Origin of the sequence: Corynebacterium sp. (assembly GCF_022712275.1) — a bacterium.
Classification (GTDB): Bacteria; Actinomycetota; Actinomycetes; order Mycobacteriales; family Mycobacteriaceae; genus Corynebacterium.
Genome location: NZ_JALAGU010000026.1, coordinates 1 through 21,469, shown reverse-complemented (window position 1 = coordinate 21,469; position 21,469 = coordinate 1). Strand labels below are relative to the sequence as shown.

General features: G+C 66.9%; 18 protein-coding genes and 1 tRNA gene. 9 read left to right on the top strand and 10 right to left on the bottom strand.

Going from position 1 to position 21,469, the window contains the following annotated elements; genetic code table 11:
• Positions 1-70: 70 nt before the first annotated feature.
• From Q0A27_RS05305 to Q0A27_RS05280, 6 genes are all read right to left on the bottom strand, one after another.
• Positions 71-156 (bottom strand) — tRNA-Leu (locus Q0A27_RS05305).
• A 112-nt stretch (positions 157-268) separates the two neighbouring features.
• Entirely contained in the window at positions 269-1,390 is a 1,122-nt protein-coding gene (locus Q0A27_RS05300; RefSeq protein WP_291474022.1) for a homoserine O-acetyltransferase, read from the bottom strand.
• A 9-nt stretch (positions 1,391-1,399) separates the two neighbouring features.
• Positions 1,400-2,740 carry an O-acetylhomoserine/O-acetylserine sulfhydrylase gene (locus Q0A27_RS05295; protein ID WP_291474021.1) on the bottom strand — a complete coding sequence of 447 codons (1,341 nt, stop codon included), beginning with the start codon at positions 2,738-2,740 and terminating at the stop codon, positions 1,400-1,402.
• Positions 2,741-2,903: 163 nt separating this feature from the next.
• Complete coding sequence (locus tag Q0A27_RS05290; RefSeq protein ID WP_291474020.1) at positions 2,904-4,052, bottom strand: SufD family Fe-S cluster assembly protein; 1,149 nt, start codon at positions 4,050-4,052, stop codon at positions 2,904-2,906.
• A 46-nt stretch (positions 4,053-4,098) separates the two neighbouring features.
• Entirely contained in the window at positions 4,099-4,824 is a 726-nt protein-coding gene (locus tag Q0A27_RS05285; RefSeq protein WP_291474019.1) for an ATP-binding cassette domain-containing protein, read from the bottom strand.
• Positions 4,825-5,198: 374 nt separating this feature from the next.
• Entirely contained in the window at positions 5,199-7,439 is a 2,241-nt protein-coding gene (locus Q0A27_RS05280; RefSeq protein WP_291474018.1) for an NADP-dependent isocitrate dehydrogenase, read from the bottom strand.
• A 532-nt stretch (positions 7,440-7,971) separates the two neighbouring features.
• Here Q0A27_RS05280 and Q0A27_RS05275 point away from each other — a divergent pair.
• Genes Q0A27_RS05275 through Q0A27_RS05265 form a run of 3 tightly spaced genes read left to right on the top strand, consistent with a single transcriptional unit; the run spans position 7,972 to position 11,033 of the window.
• Complete coding sequence (locus tag Q0A27_RS05275; protein ID WP_291474152.1) at positions 7,972-9,159, top strand: MFS transporter; 1,188 nt, start codon at positions 7,972-7,974, stop codon at positions 9,157-9,159.
• Between the two features lie 10 nt (positions 9,160-9,169).
• On the top strand, positions 9,170-10,144 hold the full coding sequence (locus tag Q0A27_RS05270; RefSeq protein ID WP_291474017.1) for an exodeoxyribonuclease III: 975 nt from the start codon (positions 9,170-9,172) through the stop codon (positions 10,142-10,144).
• Positions 10,145-10,190: 46 nt separating this feature from the next.
• Positions 10,191-11,033, top strand: a complete 843-nt coding sequence (locus Q0A27_RS05265) for an NAD(P)-dependent oxidoreductase (protein ID WP_291474016.1) — start codon at positions 10,191-10,193, stop codon at positions 11,031-11,033.
• Here the strand turns inward: Q0A27_RS05265 and Q0A27_RS05260 are convergent, their stop codons facing one another.
• On the bottom strand, positions 11,034-11,879 hold the full coding sequence (locus Q0A27_RS05260) for a hypothetical protein (RefSeq protein WP_291474015.1): 846 nt from the start codon (positions 11,877-11,879) through the stop codon (positions 11,034-11,036).
• Positions 11,880-12,082: 203 nt separating this feature from the next.
• Here Q0A27_RS05260 and Q0A27_RS05255 point away from each other — a divergent pair, with 203 nt between their 5' ends.
• The 3 genes from Q0A27_RS05255 to Q0A27_RS05245 all read left to right on the top strand — a co-directional run bounded on the left by Q0A27_RS05255 (position 12,083) and on the right by Q0A27_RS05245 (position 14,791).
• On the top strand, positions 12,083-13,012 hold the full coding sequence (locus Q0A27_RS05255) for a LysR family transcriptional regulator (RefSeq protein ID WP_291474014.1): 930 nt from the start codon (positions 12,083-12,085) through the stop codon (positions 13,010-13,012).
• An 11-nt stretch (positions 13,013-13,023) separates the two neighbouring features.
• On the top strand, positions 13,024-14,031 hold the full coding sequence (gene trpS, locus Q0A27_RS05250) for a tryptophan--tRNA ligase (RefSeq protein WP_291474013.1): 1,008 nt from the start codon (positions 13,024-13,026) through the stop codon (positions 14,029-14,031).
• Between the two features lie 127 nt (positions 14,032-14,158).
• Positions 14,159-14,791 carry a hypothetical protein gene (locus Q0A27_RS05245; RefSeq protein WP_291474012.1) on the top strand — a complete coding sequence of 211 codons (633 nt, stop codon included), beginning with the start codon at positions 14,159-14,161 and terminating at the stop codon, positions 14,789-14,791.
• On the opposite strand, the gene Q0A27_RS05240 is transcribed toward Q0A27_RS05245, so the two are convergent.
• Both Q0A27_RS05240 and Q0A27_RS05235 read right to left on the bottom strand, forming a co-directional pair.
• On the bottom strand, positions 14,703-15,575 hold the full coding sequence (locus Q0A27_RS05240) for an N-acetylmuramoyl-L-alanine amidase (protein WP_291474011.1): 873 nt from the start codon (positions 15,573-15,575) through the stop codon (positions 14,703-14,705). The genes Q0A27_RS05245 and Q0A27_RS05240 overlap by 89 nt on opposite strands.
• A gap of 30 nt (positions 15,576-15,605) precedes the next feature.
• Positions 15,606-16,172 carry a hypothetical protein gene (locus Q0A27_RS05235; RefSeq protein ID WP_291474010.1) on the bottom strand — a complete coding sequence of 189 codons (567 nt, stop codon included), beginning with the start codon at positions 16,170-16,172 and terminating at the stop codon, positions 15,606-15,608.
• A 365-nt stretch (positions 16,173-16,537) separates the two neighbouring features.
• On the opposite strand from Q0A27_RS05235, the gene Q0A27_RS05230 reads away from it, so the two are divergent.
• Both Q0A27_RS05230 and Q0A27_RS05225 read left to right on the top strand, forming a co-directional pair.
• Positions 16,538-17,182 carry a hypothetical protein gene (locus Q0A27_RS05230; protein ID WP_291474009.1) on the top strand — a complete coding sequence of 215 codons (645 nt, stop codon included), beginning with the start codon at positions 16,538-16,540 and terminating at the stop codon, positions 17,180-17,182.
• Between the two features lie 285 nt (positions 17,183-17,467).
• Entirely contained in the window at positions 17,468-18,583 is a 1,116-nt protein-coding gene (locus Q0A27_RS05225; protein WP_291474008.1) for a YhjD/YihY/BrkB family envelope integrity protein, read from the top strand.
• A gap of 18 nt (positions 18,584-18,601) precedes the next feature.
• Here Q0A27_RS05225 and Q0A27_RS05220 read toward each other — a convergent pair whose 3' ends face one another.
• Complete coding sequence (locus tag Q0A27_RS05220) at positions 18,602-19,837, bottom strand: D-alanyl-D-alanine carboxypeptidase family protein (protein WP_291474007.1); 1,236 nt, start codon at positions 19,835-19,837, stop codon at positions 18,602-18,604.
• A 36-nt stretch (positions 19,838-19,873) separates the two neighbouring features.
• On the opposite strand from Q0A27_RS05220, the gene Q0A27_RS05215 reads away from it, so the two are divergent.
• Positions 19,874-21,208, top strand: coding sequence for an adenosine deaminase (locus Q0A27_RS05215; RefSeq protein ID WP_291474006.1), 1,335 nt, complete (start codon positions 19,874-19,876; stop codon positions 21,206-21,208).
• The last annotated feature ends 261 nt before the right edge of the window (positions 21,209-21,469 follow it).

Genomic DNA, 21,469 nt, shown 5'->3' with positions numbered 1-21,469 from the left:
CGGCTGCCGGCAACCGTCCGCGAATGCAGGAAACCCGCCGCAGTGAGCACACTGCGGCGGGTTCTGTCTGTGTCCGGAGGGGGACTTGAACCCCCACGTCCGTTAATAGGACACTAGCACCTCAAGCTAGCGCGTCTGCCATTCCGCCACCCGGACATGGATGGACTTCCAGCACGGAAAACCGGAGATTCTCTGCCCTGAAGACTCGCATATACTAGCGCGACCGGGGAAAGAATCGCAACTCTGTGATGCGCCGCAGGTGGGAGGTCTACCGCTCCGCCAGGATTTCGGCCTTGGTGAGGAACCTCTCCAGGATCACCGTCATCTGGCGGGTCTCCGTGAGGAAGCCGTCGTGGCCGGTGGGAGAGGTGATCTTCGACAGGCCGATGAAGTCACCGAGGTTGCGCGACAGGTGCTCCTGCTGGTGGTACGGGTACAGGATGTCCGTGTCCACGCCGGCCACCATCGTCGGCACCTGGGAGGTCCCCAGCACGTGGTTCAGCCCGCCGCGTCCCCGCGAGATGTCGTGCCGGTTCAGCGCGTCGGTGAGGATCACGTAGGAACCCGGGTCGAACCGCTCCACGAGCTTCTCGGCCTGTCGGTCCAGGTAGCTCTCCACGGAGAACCGCTGGTCCCGGGACCAGTAGGGACCGTAGGGGTCTTCGTTCTTCTGCGGGTCGGTGCCGAAGCGTTCGTCGATCTCCAGCTCACCGCGGTAGGTCAGGTGTGCGATGCGTCGGGCCTGGCCCAGTCCGGCGACCGGGGCATGTCCGGTGCCGTGGTAGTCCCCGGCATGCCAGAACGGGTCACCGGTGATGAAGCGGATCTGTGCGGACTGCATCCCGATCTGCCAGGCGGACGCCCGGGCGGACACGGCGATCGGCAGGGCCGCCTCGACATGCTCGGGATACATGAACGTCCACTCCAGCACCCGTGCGCCACCCATGGATGCGCCGACCACGCCACGGATCCGGTCGATCCCCAGCACATCGACGATGAGCTGCTTCTCGGCCTCGACCAGGTCACGGATGGACAGAGCGGGGAACCGGGAACCCCAGAACCCGCCGTCGGGGTGCTCCGAGGCGGGCCCTGTCGACCCCTGGCAGCCGCCGAGACAGTTCGCGCAGAGCACAAGGTACTTCGAGGTGTCCAGGGCGAGTCCCGGGCCGATGATGCCCGTCCACCAGTCCGCGGCGTCCCCGTCGCCCGTCAACGCATGCTCGATGACGATCACGGGGCGGGACGCGGCGTCCTGCGCGGTTCCTTCGTAGTAGGCGAACAACCGGAGTGAGGCACCGGGAAGGTCGACCCCGGCCTCGGTCCTGAAGTCGCCGATCGGCAGGGTTGTCGAGTCGTACGGGGTGGGGAGGAGGGCGGGGTCGAGGCTCACGGTGTCAGCCTATGCCAGGGCGTCGAGGCCGAGCTGGAGGTCGGCGAGGATGTCGTCGATGTTCTCGATGCCGACGGACAGGCGGACGGTGGCGCGGCTGATGCCGGCGCGGGTCAGGCCGTGCTGGTCGGACTGGGAGTGGGTGGTGGTCGCCGGGTGGACCACGAGGGAGCGCACGTCGCCGATGTTGGCGAGGTTGGAGTGCAGCTTCAGGGCGTCGATGAAGGTCCAGGCCCTGGCCTGTGCATCATCGGACCAGGCGTCGTCGACGGCCAGGTCGAAGGAGAGCACCGAACCGGTGTACTCGATGCCCAGCTTCTCCTTCACCGCGTACCACGGGGAGGACGGCAGACCGGCGTAGTTCACCTTCGCGACCAGCGGGGAAGCGTCGAGGAACCCGGCGACCTTCTTCGCGTTCTCGTTGTGCTTCTCGACGCGCAGGGCGAGGGTGTCGAGACCCTGGATGGTGACCCAGGCGTTGAAGGGGGACAGGGTGGCGCCGGTGTCGCGCAGCAGACCGACGCGGGCCTTGAGACCGAAGGCGGGAGCGCCCAGGTCGGCGTACTTCAGGCCGTGGTAGGCGGGGTCCGGGGTGACGAAGCCCGGGAAGACCGGCTGGCCGTCCTTCTCGACGGTCCAGTCGAACTTGCCGCCGTCGACGAGGATGCCGCCGAGGCCGGAACCGTTGCCGGTGTAGAACTTCGTCAGGGACGCCACGACGATGTCGGCACCGAGCTCGATCGGGCGGACCAGGGCGGCGGTGGCGACGGTGTTGTCGACGATCAGCGGCACGTTGTTCTTGTGGGCCAGCTCGGCGAGGGCAGGGATGTCGAGGACGTCGGCCTGCGGGTTGGCGAAGGTCTCGCCGTAGAAGGCCTTGGTGTTCGGCTGGACGGCGTCCTGCCAGGCATCGAGGTTGTCGGCGTCTTCGACGAAGGTGACCTCGATGCCGAGGCGGGCCAGGGTGACGGAGAAGAGGGTCTCCGTGCCGCCGTAGAGGCGGGCGGAGGTGACGATGTGGTCACCGGCGCCGGCGAGGTTGAAGATCGCGGCGGTCTCGGCGGCCTGGCCGGACGCGAAGGCGACGGCGTGGACGCCGCCCTCCAGCGAGTTGATCCGGTTCTCCAGGACTTCCTGGGTGGGGTTGGTCAGTCGGCCGTAGACCGGGCCCAGGTCCTCGAGGGCGAACCGCTGCCTGGCGTGCTCGGCGGAGTTGAAGACGTAGGACGCCGACAGGTAGATCGGCTGGTTGCGGGCACCGGTGTCGGAATCGACGGTCTGACCGGCGTGGACGGCACGGGAGGCGAAGCCCCAGTCGTCGACGTTGCTGTTGTCGTACTTCGTTGCCATGTGGTGTCCCTTCGGTGAGGATCATGTCGTAGTGCTCAGTTTTGCTGCACAGAACGATAGACCACAATCTGCCGGACAGCAAACAGCTCGGTCTACTTTCTCGCATAACTCCAGTTCAGGAGGGTGATGCAGGTAGACCGAGCTGTTCAGGTGTGGCAGGGTGTCACATTTTCTCGGCACCGCGGGCGGCGGAGACCAGTTCGGTGACGCGGTCGCGGACCGAGGCCGGGATCCGGCTGTCCTCCAGGTTGAGGAAGCCCTGGACGATGAGGTCGCGGGCGGAGTCCTCGTCCATACCGAGGGACTTGAGGTAGTCCAGCTTCTCGTCGTCGATCATGCCGACGGACGCCTCGTGGGACAGCTGGGCGCGGGCGATCCTGGCGTCCAGTGACGGGACGGAGTTGATGCCGCCGCCGTCGCGGAGCAGCAGGCCGTCACACTCGAGGAAGCCCTTGACGTCCGGCGCGGTCGAGGTCAGGGTGGACGCGTTGCTGATGCGCCCGCCGTCGGAGACCATGCGGGCCACCATCTCGGCCTGGGCACCGGGTCCGGTCAGGACGGTCACGTCCTCCATCTCACGGCCGGTGCCCTCCGGCGCGAAGACGATGGAGTGCGAGGTGCAGCGCGAGTCCTTGCCCAGTTCGGTGACCGAGGTGGAGCGGGCCTCCTTCAGGGCGGAGACCGCGACGGACACGGAACTGATGGTCGCGCCCTCGCCGACCGTGGTTCGGTCGTAGGTGTGCACGGACATCTCCGGGCCCCAGCGGTCCACGTCGACACTGCGTAGCTTCGCGCCGTCGCCGATGAAGGTCTCGCCGACGGAGACGTGACTGCCCCGCGTCAGGCCGGGGGCCACCGCGGCGCCGGAGACCGAGTCGACCTCGGCGTTCTTGCCGATGACGGTGATGTCGTGGACGAACTGGCGTTCCTGCGGGACAGTCATCACGGTGAAGGACTGCCGCGGCATCTCAACCTTGGCGTTGTCCTTCACCCAGGTGAAGGTGCCCAGCGGGGTGCGGGTGGACTCGAAGGCGCGTCGGAGGATCTCGTCCTCGTCGGGGCTGATGAGACTCCACATGAGGTCCTGTACCCAGGGGTAGGTCAGGAGGGCGTCCGCCAGGGGCATGACGATGACATCCGGGTCGGAGGAGTCCATGGTGGTGTAACCGTGGTCCAGGACGATGGTGGTGGAGGCGCGCTTGGCAGGATCCTCCCAGCCCACCTGGGTGAGCAGTTCAGGGGTGGCTGCCTCGGGGCCGACGGCGGCGGTGAACTCTTCGACGGTGGAACGGGTGGTGGCCGGGGCGGTCATGGTGATCGCGACCTTTCTGTTGTGGGTTGTGGTGTGTTGTGGTGTGTCAGCGGTAACCGTCGACGCGGATGCGGTCGAACATTGCCCGGGGCTCGCCGGTGGAGACGATCGTGCCGTCGACCATAAGGTGGGCGACTGTGGCGTCCAGGCTGTCGAGGATGAATCCGGTGTGGGTGATGATGAGGCCGGCGCGGGGACGTCCCTGGTCGTCGGAGGAGCTCAGCAGGTCGCGCACGGCGCGGCCGACGACACCGACCTGCTCCATGTCGACACCGGACTCCGGCTCGTCGAACAGGCACAGCTGCGGCCCCTGCAGGGCCAGCTTCATGACCTCGAAGCGCTTGGCCTCACCGCCGGAGAAACCGCAGTTGACGTCGCGGTCGCCGAGATGGTCGAGGCCGAGCTCCTGCTCGACCTCCGCCAGCCGGTCACCGGCGCCGATGGCGGCGGCGAGTCGGTCGACGGACACCCCGGCCAGGGCGGGAGGACGCTGGAAGGCGAGTCCGATGCCGGCACGGGCACGGTCCTCGATCTCCAGGGTGGTGATGTCCTCGCCGCGCAGTGTGGCGGTGCCTGCGGTGATCCGGAATGGGTGCAGGCCGATGATGCCGGCGAGCAGGGTGGACTTCCCGGAGCCGTTCGGGCCGAGCAGGATGTGACGCTCGCCCTCGTTGATCGTGAGGTTCACGTCGTGGCAGATGGTGTGCCCGACGCCTTCATCATCGACGGCGGCGATGCTGACGTTCTTCAACTCGAGGAGGGGAGTGGTCATGATGTCCTGCACCCGGCTTTCTGTCGGAGTTCTCTGCCGGCGGGAACGGTCCGGTGGAACCGGTAACTGTGTCCGCCGATCACGGTTGTGGGATTTCTCCCGACCTTCTGTGTCCTTCACCTCTGATTCTACGGTTGATCACCCCCGAAACGGACTGTGATCATGGCCGTACACCCCTATCTGGGGCCATTGACGGGTGATCTTTAGGCGAGCCATGCCTTTTTAAACGTCACCCCTGTATATACCCCTGCTTGGCGGCCACGGGGAACGGGTCCGCATACGACGGAACCCCTGGGCACCGTGCCGTGGAGGGCAGGTACCCCGGGGTTCCGGGTGCGTCAGGGAAGGACGCTGAAGGACGCAGAAGGCGCAGTCTAGCGGGCGGCGAGCCCGTCGATGACGGCGTTGAAGGTCTGCGACGGGCGCATGACCTTGGTGGTCTTCTCGTCGTTCGGCCAGTAGTAGCCGCCGAGGTCGACGGAGGTGCCCTGACCGCCGCGCATCTCGACCTTGATGGTCTCGAACTGCTTCTCGAGCTCGTCGGCGACCGGGGCGAAGATCTCGGCCAGTTCCGGGTCCTCGGTCTGCTCGGCAAGGTTCCGGGCCCAGTAGGCGGCCAGGTAGTAGTGGCTGCCGCGGTTGTCGATCTCACCGATCTTGCGGGCCGGGGACTTGTCCTCGTTGAGGATCTTCTCCGTGGCCTTGTCCAGGGCGTCCGCCAGGACCGGGGTGCGCGGGTTGTTGTCCGTCTCGGCCAGCTTGCGCAGCGACTCGGCCAGGGCGAGGAACTCACCCAGGGAATCCCAGCGGAGGTAGTCCTCCTCGATGAGCTGCTGGACGTGCTTGGGGGCGGATCCGCCGGCACCGGTCTCGAAGAGTCCGCCACCGGCGATCAGCGGGACGATGGACAGCATCTTGGCGCTGGTGCCCAGCTCCATGATCGGGAAGAGGTCGGTGAGATAGTCACGCAGAACATTGCCCGAGACGGAGATGGTGTTCTCGCCGGCGCGGATGCGGTCGATCGAGACCTGGCAGGCCTCCTCCGGGGAGAGGATGCGGATGTCCAGGCCTTCGGTGGAACCGACGAGGTCGGCGTCCTTCAGGCACTCCTCGACCTTGGTGATGACGTTCCGGTCGTGGGCGCGGGTGGCGTCCAGCCAGAAGATGGCGGGCCAGCCGGTGGAGCGGGCACGGTTGACGGCCAGCTTGACCCAGTCGCGGACCGGGATGTCCTTGGCCTGGCAGGCGCGCCAGATGTCGCCGGTGGCGACGGTGTGGGACATGAGAACCTCACCGGCGGAGTTGACGACCTCGACGGTGCCGTCGGAGGGGATCTTGAAGGTCTTGTCGTGGGAGCCGTACTCCTCGGCCTTCTGCGCCATGAGGCCGACGTTCGGGACGGTGCCCATGGTGGTCGGGTCGAAGGCGCCGTTCCTGCGGCAGTCGTCGATGACGACCTGGTAGACACCGGCGTAGGAGGAGTCCGGGAGGACTGCGAGAGCGTCCTGCTCCTCGTTGTCCTTGTTCCACATGTGACCCGAGGTGCGGATCATGGCGGGCATGGAGGCGTCGACGATGACGTCGGAGGGGACGTGCAGGTTGGTGATGCCCTTCTCGGAGTTCACCATGGCGATCGACGGGCCCTCGGCGAAGCCCTTGTCGAAGGCGGCGCGGATCTCGTCGGCCAGCTTCTGATCCTCGAACTCGTCGAGGCCGGAGAGGATCGCGGCGAGGCCGTTCTCGCCGTTGAGGCCGTGGGAGAACAGCTCGTCACCGTACTGCGCGAAGACATCGGCGAAGTAGGCGCGGACGACGTGGCCGAAGATGATCGGGTCGGAGACCTTCATCATGGTGGCCTTGAGGTGTGCGGAGAAGAGGATTCCCTCCTCCTTGGCACGCGCGACCTGGGCGGCGAGGAAGCCGTCGAGCGCGGCGGCGTGCAGCACGGTCGCATCGACGATCTCCTTGTCGAGGACCGGCAGGGACTCCTTGAGTACGGTGACGGTGCCGTCGGCGGCGACGAGGCGGATCTGCAGGGTGTCGTCCCCGTCGATGATCACGGACTTCTCGTTGTGACGGAAGTCGCCCTCGGTCATGGTCGCGACGTTGGTCTTGGAATCCTTGTCCCAGGCACCCATGGTGTGCGGGTGCTTGCGGGCGAAGTTCTTCACGGCCTGCGGTGCGCGGCGGTCGGAGTTGCCCTCCCGCAGGACCGGGTTGACGGCGGAGCCCTTGACGGAGTCGTAGCGGGCGCGGGCGTCCTTCTCCTCGTCGGTGGCGGGCTCGTCCGGGAAGTTCGGGAGCGCGTAGCCGTCGGCCTGCAGCTCGGCGATGGCTGCCTTGAGCTGGGGGACGGATGCCGAGATGTTCGGCAGCTTGATGATGTTCGCGTCAGGGGATTTCGCGATCTCGCCGAGCTCTGCGAGGGCGTCGTCCACCCGCTGCTCCTCCGGGAGCAGATCGTCGAAGGCGGCGAGGATGCGGGCGGCCAGCGAGATGTCCCGGGTCTCGACCTCGACGCCGGCGGTACCGGCGAAGGCCTCGATGACGGGCAGCAGAGAGTAGGTCGCAAGGAGCGGTGCCTCGTCGGTACGCGTGTAGATGATTTTGGCCATGGGCAGGTACTCCCTTGTGTTCTATTGCTGTGGGCGGTCAACCGATACGGTGCTCAGTTAATGCCCGTGTATTCGCATGTCATTCGGTGGCGATCGATGTCGCCGGAATCCACGGGACCTATGATACGGCAAAGTAATGGACGCCACTCTCTCCGGGGGAGGTAGACGAGCGGTGGCGTACACATAACTGTCGTGCAGGTCACAGTGGGCGGATCGCGGTCCGTCGCCGTGCGACTGACACGTCACACACGACCGGCGTGGGCTTGCGGTATCCGCCCGGACGTGGTCGCATAGGTGCTTCCCCGAGGCCCCTCAACGTTCGCGGTCCGAACTCCTGTCGCCCGGGATGCCGTCACCACCGAATCCCGACCTCCACTTTTCCGCTCTAAAAGGTGATGAATTAATGCTTGATTCTTTCCCGTCATCCACCGACCCTGACACCGACCCTGACACCGACACCACGACCGCTCCCCGTCGACGGCTCCTCCACGTCCCGCACCCGCACCGCACCCCGTTGCCGCGACAGACCGAGATGGGACGCCGCCGTCGGCCCATCGCCATGCTCGCCCTGGCCCTCGGCGGCTTCGGCATCGGCACCACCGAGTTCGTCTCGATGGGTCTGCTGAGCTACATCGCCGACGACTTCGGCATCACCGAAGCCCAGGCCGGCCATGTCGTCACCGCCTACGCCATGGGCGTCGTCGTCGGTGCTCCGCTGATCACCACACTCACCGGACGCATCCCCCGACGGCGGCTGATCATCATCCTCATGGTGGCCTTCACCCTCGGCAACGGTCTGAGCATGTTCGCCCACTCCTACGGACTGCTCATGGTGGCGCGGTTCATCGCCGGCTTCCCGCACGGCGCCTACTTCGCCGTCGCCAACCTCATCGCCGCGTCCATGGCCGAGCCCGGCAAACGGGGTCAGGCCATCGCCCGGATCTCGTTGGGACTGGCCACCGCGACAGTGGTCGGTGTTCCGGTGGCACAGTGGATCGGTTCAGTGCTGGGCTGGGCGGCGGCATACGGCGTCGTCGCGTTGATCGGCCTGGCGACCCTGACCGGGCTGTGGATCTCGATGCCGCACCTGACACTCATGCCCGTCACCCGACCCCGTACCGAGGCCGGCGCCCTGGTGAACCCACAGGTCTGGCTGACACTGCTGTCCGGGGCGATCGGCTTCGGCGGCATGTTCTGCGTCTACACCTACATCTCCTGGACGATGACCGAGCGCGCCCACTACCCCGAGAACATGATGTGGTTCGTGCTCATGGTCTACGGCATCGGCATGGTCATCGGGAACATGGTCGGTGGACGCCTCGCCGACCGCAATATCCCCCGATCCATCGTCGGCGCGTTCCTGACGATGATCGTCATGCTGGTCGGCTTCTACTTCGCCAGTACCGTCGCCCCGCTGGCGATCCTGATGTTCGGCCTGGTCTCCGTCGGCGGCGGCATCCTCGTCATCGTCATGCAGACCCGTTTCATGGATGTCGCAGGTAAGGCCCAGAATCTCGCCGCCGCGATGAACCAGTCGGCGTTCAACATCGCCAACGCCTCCGGTGCGGCCATCGGTGGCGCGGTCATCAGCGCGGGGTACTCCTATTCGGCACCCGCGCTGGCCGGAGCGGGCCTCGCGCTGGCCGGTCTGGTGATCTTCGTCCCGACCCATCTGCTCTACCGGAGGCAGCTGGCCCGGGAGGTGCCTGCCGCCGGTTAGGGTGGTGCGCATGAGCCTCACCGTCGCCACCGTCAACGTCAACGGGATCCGCGCCGCCGCAAAGCAGCGCAATGAACTGAATCACGGCATCCTCCCCTGGTTGGACGCCACCCCGGCGGACATCGTCCTGCTGCAGGAGGTCCGCGCCACCCCGGAGCAGACCGAGGCGACGCTCGCCCCGGCGCTGGCGTCCGGCTGGCACCTGGTGCAGGCCGAGGCGGCGGCGAAGGGGCGCGCCGGTGTCGCGATCCTCTCCCGCGCGCGGATCGACGACGTGCAGGTCGGGTTCGGTGAGATGCCCGGTGCCGAGGAGTTCGGGGACGCCGGGCGGTGGATCGAGGCGAAGACCGCCGGCATCACCGTGGCCAGCGTCTACCTGCCCTCCGGCGCGGAGAACACCACCAAGCAGGATGAGAAGTACCGCTTCCTCGATGTCCTCGGTCCCTACCTCGCCGCCCGTGCCGCGAGCGGGGAGGAGATGGTCGTCGGCGGTGACTGGAACATCTGCCACCGCCGCGCCGACCTGAAGAACTGGCGTCCCAACCGGAAGAAGTCCGGCTTCCTGCCCGACGAGCGCGCTTTCATGGACTCCCTGCTGGGCACCTTCCCGGACGCTACGACGCAGGTCGGGGACGCCACGGACGCGGGACGCAACGGCAATCCGGCCGGTGGGGCAGGGGACTTCTTCGGCGCAGTGGACTACACGCCGGGGCAGGTGGCCCGAGCCCGGGTGGCCGGGGGAGCATCCGGTGACCCGCAGTGGTTCGATGTGCTGCGTCAGCTGCATGCCGATGAGGAGGAGGGGCCGTACTCCTGGTGGACCTGGCGCGGGAAGGCCTTCGACACGGGTGCCGGTTGGCGCATCGACTACCAGATCGCGACCCGCCCGCTGTTCGAGCGCGCTGTCGCGGCCTGGGTGGACAAGGCACCCGATTACGACCTGCGGTGGAGCGACCACTCCCCGGTGCTGGTGGAGTACAACTAGGCGGAAGTCGCCCCGCCGCGTCCTCCCGGCGGTTAGGGTTGCCTGCATGAGTAACTCAGCAACCCTGGCAGGCAGGACCATCCTCATGAGCGGCGGTACCCGCGGCATCGGCCTGGCGATCGCGCTGCGGGCCGCCCGCGACGGCGCGAATGTCGCCGTCCTCGCGAAGACCGACACCCCGCATCCCAAGCTGGAGGGCACCATCCACACCGCGGCCGACGCCATCGAGGAGGCGGGCGGGAAGGCCCTGCCGATCCACGGTGACGTCCGCAACGACGAGGACATCGCCCGCGCCGTCGCCACGACCGTCGAGATTTTCGGCGGGATCGACGCGGTGGTGAACAACGCCAGCGTCATCGACCTGTCCCGTACGCTGGACCTGGCGGAGAAGAAATACGACCTCATGCAGGACGTCAACGTCCGCGGTACCTTCATGCTCTCCCGGGCGGCCGTGCCGTACCTGAAGCAGGCGGAGAACCCGCACATCATCTCCCTGTCCCCGCCGCTGAACACCACCCCGCAGTGGCTCGGCGCGCACACCGGCTACACCCTGGCGAAGTACGGGATGACCATGGCCACCCTGGGCCTGGCCGCCGAGTTCGCCGACGACGGCATCGCCGCCAATGCGCTGTGGCCGGCCACCACGGTCGCCACCGCCGCGGTGAAGTACGCCCTCGGCGGCGACGAGATGATGCGTGTCTCCCGTACCCCGGACATCGCCGCGGATTCCGCCTACGCCCTGCTGACCACGGATTCCCGGGAGATCACCGGGCAGTCGCTGATCATGGAGGAGTTGCTCGCCGAGCATGGTGTCACCGACCTGTCGGGCTACGCCGCGGTTCCTGGGACCCCGGACTCCGCACTGCACCGGGACATCTTCCTGGACTGATCAGCCGAGGTGCCGCCGACGTACGGCGGACGCGGTACCGATGGCGGCCAGCGCCACGTGGATGCACAGAAACAGGAGTAGCCCGGCGCTCACCGCGTCCACCCACGCCACGCCCGTCACTGCCGCGAGAGTGTGCGTCCCCAGACTGCAGGTGCCGACCGGGAAGGTCGCGGCCCACCACGAGGGATTCGGCATCGGACGGTGGAGGAGTGCGCCCCAGTGGTTCACGGCCGCCCAGCCCGCCGCGGGAAATCCCAGGCACAGCACTGTCACGGCGTAGACGACGCCGACCGTGGCCCCGTCGGTGAGCAGCAGTGCCGCAGCGGAACTCTGGCCGACCACCCCGAGCGGGATCCATGTGGCCGCCGCGGTCTCGGCGGGAGGGCGGCGTCCGGCACAGAGGTACACGCGCGCGAAGGCGGGGACAGCAGTCAGCAGGGACGCGGTGAAACAGAGCACGCCGGGTAGCGGGTGGCCGAGCTGGGCGGCATTGGTCGCGGCAACCATCGGGGTGACGAGGGGGAGGACGCCGGGGAAGGTCGCGGGTACCTCACCGCGCAGGAAACGGACACCCTGGACCATCAGCACGACCACAGCGGCAACCGAACCGAGGACCCAGGTGACGGCGTGTGCGCCGGACCAGCCGAACGTGGTGTCCACAGCGGATCCGAGAGCGAGGACACCCATCGTCATCATCGACCAGGCAGGGATGTCGCTGAACCGTGGTGCCCTCACCGCACCGGCGACCAGGATGAGGAGGACACCGGCCGCCAGGACGGTGACTGCGGCGCCGAGCGGGGCCGCAAGACGGATGCCGAGCAGGGACCCCGTGACAGACAGTCCCATCACGGCCCCTCCCCAGGCGGCCCCCGGACCGGGCAGTGCCGGTGCCGCCACGGGCGCAGTGACCGGCCCCGGACTCTGTGCCGGGCCTGGTGCAGATCCGGCGACCCGGGCGGTGGTGTGTTTCACGGACATGGGTTTCACGCTAGTCCGTATTCGTTCTAACCGGGGATAACGAGTTTCACCGTCGGGGGTACAATGCGAGCATGTACCCCAACGTGCCGCCGGTCGACCAGCTCGTCACACTCATCGCCGTCGACGAGCACCGCAGCATCGCATCGGCGGCCCGCGCTCTCGGGTTCAGCCAGCAGACGGTGAGTGCGAGGGTGGCGTCCGCCGAGAGGACCCTGGGGGTGAAGGTGTTCCGGCGTGGTATCGGCGGATCTGAACCGACCGAACGGGGGCGGGCGGTCCTCGATGCCGCGCACGAGTACCTCGACGCGGTGGGCGGCTTTTCCCGTGTCATCGCCGGGGCCGCCCGTCCAGACGCCGCCCGGTCGTTGCCGGTGGCGGTCTCCAACACGGTCGCCGAACTGTACTTCCCGTCGTGGGCGGCCCGCTTCCACAAGCAGAATCCGCAGGTCCGGTTGCTGCTGCGTCCCTGCAACTCGGCAGCGGTGGGGGAGGCGGTCTCCGACGGGGACTGCCCGCTCGGTTTCGTCGAGGGGACGACGGTCAGTCACGGCCTGGATTCTGCGGTGGTCGGGGTGGACGACCTTATTCTCGTGGTCCCGGCGTCCCACGCCTGGGCGCAGCGTGATGTGCGCACGGGTCCGGGGGTGACGGCGGCGGAACTGCGTCGGACGCCGCTGATCATGCGCGAGGCAGGCTCGGGGTCACGTGATGTCGTCGAGGACGTCCTCGGCACGGTCGCCACCCCGGCCGGTGAGTTCGGGTCACTGTCGGCACAGCGGGCGGCGGTGACGGGGATGGGGGAGCCGACGCTCATCGCGGCACGTGCGGTCGCCCGTGAGCTCAAGCTGGGTGAACTGGTCCGCGTCCCCGTGCAGGACGCCACGTTCCGCCGCCTGATCCGCGCGGTCTTCCCCCGTCACGGCGCCCTGGAGAGGGACGCCGCGGCGCTGCTGGACATCGCCCGGGAGGGAATCGGTGGAGCGGTCGGGTCACCGATGTAAGGTTGCTGGTCATGAGTGAAATGCAGCGCGTCCTGTCCGGAATCCAGCCCACCGCGGACTCCTACCACCTCGGGAACTACCTGGGAGCGGTCAAGCAGTGGATCGACCTGCAGAACGACTACGACGCCTTCTACTTCATCCCCAACCTGCACGCCATCACCGTGGACCAGGATCCGACGGAGCTGCGCGACCGCACCACGGCCGGGGTCGCCCAGCTGCTGGCGCTCGGGATCGACCCGGAGAAGTCGACGATCTTCGTGCAGTCCCAGGTTCCGCAGCACGCAGAGCTGGCGTGGGTGCTGACCTGCCTCACCGGGTTCGGCGAGGCGTCCCGCATGACGCAGTTCAAGGACAAGTCCTCCAAGCGCGGCGCGGAGCGTACCTCGGCCGGCCTGTTCATGTACCCGATGCTTATGGCGGCGGACATCCTCCTCTACAGCCCGCAGCTCGTGCCGGTGGGCGAGGACCAGCGTCAGCACCTGGAGCTGACCCGCAACCTCGCCGAGCGGTTCAACGCGCGCTTCGGTGAGACCTTCGTGGTGCCGGACGGGTTCATTCCGCAGGGTGCGGCGAAGATCTACGACCTGCAGGAGCCGACGGCGAAGATGAGCAAGTCGGGAGAGAACCCGAAGGGCATCGTCAACCTGCTGGACGCACCGAAGACCTCCGCCAAGCGGATCAGGTCCGCGGTCACCGACAATGACGGTGAGATCCGCTACGACAGAGACAACAAGCCGGGCGTGTCGAACCTGCTGGTCATCCAGTCCGCACTGACCGGCCGGTCGATCGACGAGATCGTGGCAGGCTACCAGGCCACAGGTGCGCAGTACGGCGCGTTGAAGGTGGACACCGCCGACGCCCTCGAGGCGTTCACCACGCCGCTGAAGGCCCGCTACGACGAATACATGGCTGATCCGGCGGAGCTCAAGCGCATCCTCGACCGGGGTGCGGAGAAGGCCGCTGCCGTCGCTGAGCCGCTGGTGGCGAAGGTCTACGAGCGGATGGGTCTGCTGCGGTAGAGCGCTGCAGGGCGCTCGGGGCATCGCATGGTGCCCTGGCCGTCCAATCTTCGCCATGATGGTCGCCTCCATTCCCACCAGTGTTGCACTGACGGTTTGAGACTAGGGCGCCTTTTTGTGAAGGTGCGTGAGTTTCTCGTCCGGCGGCCGGATCGACTCCACGATCCAGACCGTGACACGCGTGCCGTTCACCGGCGCTGACGAAGCCCCTCCTCGCCCCTCCTCGTCCCTGGCAGCTGCATCGTCGACCGTCCCAGGTTCCCTGGATTCCCTCGACGACCTCAGCGAGGACAGGATCTCTGCGGAGCGGACCATCGATCTGCCCGTCCTGTACACCGTCGATGCCGAAGAAGAGCAGGGCGGCGAAGCCGAGATCACCGACGCCATCAACGAGGGCGTCGAGGGCATGAACCGTACCCTGGACCGTTCCGACATCGAGGGCAAGGTCAACCTCGCCCACGCCGGGAAGATCGACTTCCAGGAGCCCGACAACCAGGGCCCGCGAGGACGACGCGGTGTCCAGGAACTGCGCGACGAGTACAGCGCAGACCTGGTCTCGGTCGTCGTGTCCGGCGCGGAAGACGGCGACCGATCGTCCAACCTGAAGAAGCTCTTCGACGAGACGATTCCGTTCGTCGCCGACTACCGGTGGAGAAGTCCGGGCGACCGGATCAGGCCAGGTAGGTGGCGATGCCTTCCGCCACCGCCTGGGCGCGCTGCTGGCGTCCTTCCGGGGACCGCAGCGCCGCCAGATCATTGAGGTCACGCATGTTGCCGAACTCGATGAGGATCTTCGGCTTCGTCGAGAGGTTGAGTCCGGAGAGGTCGGCGCGCGGGTTCAGTCCGTCGACCCCGAGATAGTTGGAGGTGGGAAGCCCGGCGGCGACCATGGTGTCCCGCACGGTGGACGCCAGCCGGGAGGACTCCTCCGACAGGTTCTGCGGCAGAGGGTCGGTGACCGCGGAAATGTGGAACCCCGTGTTCCCTGGCCCGGATCCGTCGGCGTGGAGACTGACGACGACGTCCGCCGCTGAGGCGTTCTCCTTGTACGTCCGCTCGTCGATGCAGTCGGCGCGGTTGACGTCATCGGTCCGGGACAGTAGGACGGTGGCCCCGGCGTCCTCGAGGATGGCCCGGAGCTGCTGACCGATCTCCCAGGTGAAGGTGTGTTCCGGCCACCCGTCGTCGGATGCCGTGCCTGAGGTGTTGCACGATTTCGTGCCGCCCCGGCCGTCGTCAGCCGTGAGCTCCGCGGGTGGGGCAGTACCGGCGTGGCCCGGGTCGAGGTAGACGGTGCGGTCTGCGAGTGCGGCGAGATTTCCGGCGGGTGCGGACACGGGAGGATCACTTTCCCGGGCGTTTTCCTGGGCAGCTTCCAGGGTAGGTGAGGGCGCGGCATCTGAGTCGTCAGATGACGACCGGGTGACGGTCACGATGGTGGGACCGTCGTCGGAGGTCTCGACATCACCGATGGTGCAGGCGGAGAGTGCCAGCAGTGAGATTGCGAGGGCGCTACCGACAGTCAGTCGGGTCTTGAGGATCATGAGGTTCTTTTCTGCGGGCAGGTCGGGTGATCAGGGATAGACGTAAACGATACTGTTGAACTCGGTCGTGCACTTCCAGAGGAAATCCCGGTCACTGTCCTGAGCCTTCAGGCAGGAGAGGTCGACGTTCTCGCTGCGGTTGTAGCTGTAGACGGTGATGTTCCGCGATGATCCTTCGCGGACCGTGGTCCCAGACAGCACATCGCCGACATCGCGGGCGAAGTCGCATTGTGCGGTGCCGGCACCGGTGAGGACATAGCTTGCCGAGGTCCCGGTGGATCCGCAGTCCTGCTGAACGTTGAGTCCTGCACCGTAGTACCCGCTGCCGATGCTGCCCGATCCGGAACTGCTTCCCGAACTGGCGGAGCCGCTGGAGCTGCCACCTGAGTTCCCGTCGGACGACGGAGCGGACTGCACTGCCGTGGGCATCGAAGCGCTACCGGAGTCTGGGTCAGGGTCGGAAGAATCAGGCTGTTCGGTGATGACGACGACCGTGGTCTGGGCCGGTGCCGCAGAGTCCTTGTCATCACCGCCGGACGCGACCAACCAGACGACGAGAGCTGCAACGACCACCAGTGCAGTGACGCCGACGATCACAGGGATCACCCAGGCCGGTCGTGACGGTTGTGGGGAACCGAAGGGAGCAGGAAACTGGCCCTGAGGGGAGAATTGTCCTTGAGGCTGCTGGGGGTAAAAGGGATTCGTGTTGCTCATCGACGTGTGTGCCCATCCGTAGGTGGGGTTAGGTGGAGTTAGGTGGGGTTAGGTGAGGTCATGAAACCAGGGGTTGTCAGGAAGAAGAATAGACCGTTACCGGGGTTTCCTCTATTCGGGTGAGTCTGCGGTGAGCCCCAGGTTCTGGGCGCTCTGTGTCTGTGAAACCCCGGCGCAGAATCTGAGAGATACGCCAGGGCCCGGGATGATCCTCGGATACCCTGAGGAAGACTGATGAAGGAGACCATATGAACGACAGTCGGCAGACTCCCGCCAACCCGTGGGTGAATGCCCCTCAGCAACAGTCGCAGGGGAGTCCACGCCGGAGGAAGGCCCTGGCGACCGTGGCGGCCGTCCTCGTTGTGGTGGTGCTTGTCGTGGTCGGTGCGTGGGCACTGACCGGCAATGACTCAGACGACAGTGACACCGCCGCGACGACATCTACCGAATCACCCGAAGTCACGTCGGACGCTCCGGCCACACTCACGACGGTGACGGTGGCTCCGGAGGAACAGGCCGAGGAGACCACGACGCCGACGGCCGTACCGCTTCCGGAGTCTTCCCCGGACCCTTCCCCGGAGGACGCCCCCTCCGGCTCCGGCCCCTTGGCCTGCGACGGACGCGGCGTCCTTATCGTGAATTCGGTCATGGACGACGCCCAGAACTTCGACCAGCAGATGACAGACTCCCGGACACAGTGGCCGGACGCGATTCTCATGGAGCCGGGCGACTGCCCCTCACTGCGCCCTGCAGAGCCCAAGAGCGGCGCCTCGGTCTACGCGTTCGTCATCGACTACGGCGATGACCTGGCGGCACTGTGCACCGCAGAGCGCAACGGCGGCGGCAACGCCCGCCTCCTCAACAACGACACCTCGTACTCCTCGCCCTGCTGACGGGACGGCTCCGGCACCCCGATCGCCAGGCGCGGCCGGTCGTACTCGTCCGAGGGCGCCCGCAGATTGTCGAGCCGCCCGTCGGAGTGGTCGGTGACCGGGAAGTCGTCCTGGTCCCTGACATCCACGCCGGACATGGTGTTCTCCTGATCGTCGTGCGCCCGGTTCTTTCTTCCGACGCAACAGTCGTGATCGATGTACCGTGCCAATTGCAACGTATGCCCGGTGTTTTCCGCATTAGTGTGGAGAACTGCCCCTAGATCAGACGACCGTGAGGATGTACCGATGGCCGCCAGCACTGAAGTCACGACCACAGGCACCGACGACAACGGCGACGGTGGCGCCGAAGAGAAGCAGTCCGCCGTGGAGAAGTTCCGGGCGAAATGGCCCTGGCTCGACCACGTCATGCACATGAACGACCGGTACGGGGAGCAGGGCGGAAACTACTATGCCGCGGGTATCACCTACTTCTCGGTGCTGTCGATTTTCCCGCTGATCATGCTGGTAGTGGCCGTGGTGGCCATGATCCTGGCGGGTAACGAGGATCTGCTCAACGACATCATCGACGACATCAAGGACTCTGCTTCCGGCGATCTCGGCGACACTCTCACCGACATTCTGAATACGGCGATCGGACAGCGCGGAAGTATCTTCGGTATCGGTCTTGTGTTGACTCTCTGGACCGGTCTCGGCTGGATCGGGAATCTGCGCGCCGGTATCTCCGCGATGTGGAAGGCCGACCTGACAGCGGATAATTTCATCAAGGGAAAGCTGAGCGACCTCATCGCCCTGATCGGTCTGCTGCTGGCCCTGATCGTCGCCTTCGCCGTCACAGCGGTCGGCTCCGGCGGATTCACCTGGACGATCATCGAAGCACTGAACCTGGACAACATCGCGGGAATCCGTGTGTTCGTCTGGATAGTCGCGCTGGTGATCGCCCTGGTCGCCAACTGGGTGGTCATGTACTGGATGCTGATGTTCTTCCCCCGCACCCACGTGCCCCGTAAGGCCGCGGTGCGCGGCGCGATCATCGGTGCAGTCGGACTGGAGTTCATGAAGCAGTTCGCCACCGTCTTCTTCAACAACACCATGTCCAACCCGGCCGGCGCGGCATTCGGTCCGATCATCGGTGTGATGGTGCTGCTCTACCTGCTGTGGCGCATCACCCTCTACTGTTCCTCCTGGGTCGCCACGTCCCCCGAGGCGCTCGCCGAGGTCATTCCGGACGCCCCGGCCCCGGCCGTCATCCAGATCCGACGCGACTCCCATCCGCCGGCCAGGACCGAACAGAATGTCCGGCAGGCAGGTCTGGTCGGGGCGGGAGCCGCGATGGGCGTCCTGCTCGGCGGGGTTGTCATGAAGGCGGGCGGCGCAATCTGCGGGCTGTTCACCAGGAAGTAGGGCCTGCCCGCCACCGGTTCAGCGCCGTCGGCGGATGAGGATCCACGCCCCGGCGGCGAGGACGCACACCATACCGGCGACGATGAGGGACACCCCGGTGGTGGTCAGGGAGTTCTCCGACCGGTCGGGGTCCGCAGCCGGGACGGCTTCGTTCTCCACCGGGGACGCCGTATCCACCAGCTGCCCGACCGAGGCGTCCTCCGGAGCATCGAAAGCGGCGTCGAAGATCCCCTCCGCCTGCTGCCACGGACGCCCCGCCGCGACGGTCGAATTGAGCATCACCACGCCCAGCGTCCGCCCCTCACGGGAGACCGCGGCGGCGTAGGTGTGCCGGGCATTGTCGGTGAAGCCTGTCTTCCCGCCGATCGTGCCGGGGTAGTCGTAGAGCAGCCCGTTGTCGCTGGCGATCTGGAACTCCGGGTTGTCCCCGAAGCCGGGGAATGTCGCCTGCTCCGTGCCGAGGAGTGTCCGGACGTCCTCCCGCTGGAACGCCGCACGGTACATCAGCGCCAGGTCGTAGGCGGTGGTCTGGACCTCGGGGGTGTCCAGGCCGTTGACCGTGGTCACCTTCGTCGCCTGCACGCCGAGGTCATCGGCGAGTGCCTGCATCCTCGCCACCGTGGCGTCCGTACCGCCGAGCGCTCCGGCCAGGGCGAGGGCTGCGTCATTGCCGGAGTTCATCACGAGCCCCTGCAGCAGCTGCTCCGCGGTGTACTTTCCACCGGCCCCGACCCCCACCTTCGAGCCGTCGACATCGGCCATCTCCTCAGTGACCTTGACCTTCTGGTCCATGTCCAGTTCGTCCAGCGCGATCATGACGAGCAGGATCTTGATGACCGAGGCCGGACGGTACAGCCCGTAGGGGTCCTTCGCGGCGAGCACGTCGCCGGAGTCCATATCGTAGAGTACGTAGCTGCCCAGGCTCAGCCGCTCCGGCATGTCCACCCCGTCCGCCGCGACATTCCCGCAGGTGTCCAGGTCTTCTCCGCCCGGACCCGGACGCTCCACGGTGATCACCGGGTCCACGTCCGCACCGCGCACGGCGTCCTTGTCGAAGGCCCGTGGCAGGCGCTCATCGTAGCGGCAGTCGTCGGTCCACAACGCATGGTCGCGTGGCAGCGGCGTCCCCACCGGGGCGGTCAACGGCAGCCACTGGTCCCGCGGCATGCCGTTGAGCCCTTCCTGCGCGGCGGCGGGGGAGACGGTGGCGGCCGCCATGAGCACGGCAAGTCCGGCGGAAAGGAGAGTACGCATCGTGGAGGAACTCTACCGGCGGTATCGTGGTGCACCATGACTGAACCCGCGTACTCCACCGTCGATCCCGAGATCGTCCGCACCCTGCCCAAGGTCGTCCTCCACGACCACCTGGACGGCGGGCTGCGTCCCCAGACCATCATCGACATCGCCGCCGAGACCGGCTACGACGGACTGCCCACCACCGACGCCGGCGAGCTGGAGAAGTGGTTCTTCGACGCCGCGAACTCCGGTGACCTGCCGACCTACCTCACCACCTTCGACCACACCACCGCCGTCATGCAGACGAAGGACGCCCTGGTCCGCGTCACGAAGGAGGCCGTCGAGGACCTCGCCGCCGACGGTGCGTGCTACGCCGAACTGCGCTACGCCCCCGAGCAGCACCAGGCCAGGGGCCTGAGCCTGCAGGAGGTCGTCGACGCGACCGTGCAGGGTGTCAAGGAAGGTGAGCGTGCCGCCGCTGCCGCGGGCCACCGCATCCACGCCCGCCTGCTGCTGTGCGCGATGCGCCACGCCGACCGTGCCCTGGAGATCGCCCAGCTGCTCGTCGACAACTACGGCGAGCACAGCCCGGGCGAGGGCTACGTCGTCGGCTTCGACATCGCCGGTGCCGAGGACGGGTTCCCGCCGTCCAACCACGTCGCCGCTTTCAGCCTGCTGCGCGAGAACCTCATTCCGGTGACTGTCCACGCCGGTGAGGCCGCGGGTGTGGAGTCCATCGCCGACGGGCTGCGCCAGGGAGCGGTGCGCATCGGCCACGGCGTCCGGATCTACGAGGACATCGAAGCCACCATGGGCGGGCTCGAGCTCGGGAAGGTCGCCAGGTTCGTCCGCGACCGCCGGATCCCGCTGGAGATCTGCCCGACCTCCAACACCCAGACCGGCATCTGCGAGACGGTGGAGGAGCACCCCTTCAACCTGCTCTACGAGCTCGGCTTCACCTGCACCGTGAACACCGACAACCGTCTGGTCTCCGGCTGCACCATGAGCGGTGAGATGGTGAAGCTCGCCGAGGCTTTCGACCTGGAGTACTGGCAGTTCCTCGAGCTGACCACCAATGCGCTGGAGACCGCGTTCTGCGACCAGCCGCTGCGCGACGAGTTGGAGCGCGAGGTCATCTACCCCGCGTACTCCGAACTGGGGGACGCCATGGACCTGGCCGTTGACGAGGTCGAGGGTCGTGCCGCCGCTGCCGGCATCGATGCGCTGCACGGTGAGCACGTCCACTCCCACGGCGTGGGTTCCGAGGAGGTCGAGCTGTCGATGGAGAACCTCAAGGCGGAGCTGGAGCAGCTCGGCCTGAGCCTCGACGACGGTGAGGATGAGGCAGAGGACGCTGACGGGGACGCAGGGGACGACGCCGGGAAGTAGGGCCCGGGATGTGGGGGGGATGCCGGGAGAGCGGATGTCCGGGCAGGGGTCCCCACCGGGTATCTGCGGGGTGACGCCGGTGGCATCCCTCCCTGCAGGGTGGCAGCTCTTCCTGTCGCCTGGACCAGCTGAGGCGACTGGAAGAGATGCCACTGTGCACGTAGCAATGCCTCGCAGTGCCGCCCCAGGGCCGACGGCGACTACTCCGGGGCGGTGCGGGGCGGTGACCGGCCGGCAGGTGCAGGGGCCGAGGGATGGGGG

Coding starts and splice junctions, on each gene's coding strand:
- Q0A27_RS05225 (WP_291474008.1), top strand. CDS start 17,468: ATGGCCGCCAGCACTGAAGTCACGACCACAGGCACCGACGACAACGGC.
- Q0A27_RS05280 (WP_291474018.1), bottom strand. CDS start 7,439: ATGGCCAAAATCATCTACACGCGTACCGACGAGGCACCGCTCCTTGCG.
- Q0A27_RS05285 (WP_291474019.1), bottom strand. CDS start 4,824: ATGACCACTCCCCTCCTCGAGTTGAAGAACGTCAGCATCGCCGCCGTC.
- Q0A27_RS05255 (WP_291474014.1), top strand. CDS start 12,083: ATGTACCCCAACGTGCCGCCGGTCGACCAGCTCGTCACACTCATCGCC.
- Q0A27_RS05265 (WP_291474016.1), top strand. CDS start 10,191: ATGAGTAACTCAGCAACCCTGGCAGGCAGGACCATCCTCATGAGCGGC.
- Q0A27_RS05240 (WP_291474011.1), bottom strand. CDS start 15,575: ATGATCCTCAAGACCCGACTGACTGTCGGTAGCGCCCTCGCAATCTCA.
- Q0A27_RS05275 (WP_291474152.1), top strand. CDS start 7,972: ATGGGACGCCGCCGTCGGCCCATCGCCATGCTCGCCCTGGCCCTCGGC.
- Q0A27_RS05290 (WP_291474020.1), bottom strand. CDS start 4,052: ATGACCGCCCCGGCCACCACCCGTTCCACCGTCGAAGAGTTCACCGCC.
- Q0A27_RS05295 (WP_291474021.1), bottom strand. CDS start 2,740: ATGGCAACGAAGTACGACAACAGCAACGTCGACGACTGGGGCTTCGCC.
- Q0A27_RS05260 (WP_291474015.1), bottom strand. CDS start 11,879: ATGGGACTGTCTGTCACGGGGTCCCTGCTCGGCATCCGTCTTGCGGCC.
- Q0A27_RS05270 (WP_291474017.1), top strand. CDS start 9,170: ATGAGCCTCACCGTCGCCACCGTCAACGTCAACGGGATCCGCGCCGCC.
- Q0A27_RS05220 (WP_291474007.1), bottom strand. CDS start 19,837: ATGCGTACTCTCCTTTCCGCCGGACTTGCCGTGCTCATGGCGGCCGCC.
- trpS (WP_291474013.1), top strand. CDS start 13,024: ATGAGTGAAATGCAGCGCGTCCTGTCCGGAATCCAGCCCACCGCGGAC.
- Q0A27_RS05215 (WP_291474006.1), top strand. CDS start 19,874: ATGACTGAACCCGCGTACTCCACCGTCGATCCCGAGATCGTCCGCACC.
- Q0A27_RS05230 (WP_291474009.1), top strand. CDS start 16,538: ATGAACGACAGTCGGCAGACTCCCGCCAACCCGTGGGTGAATGCCCCT.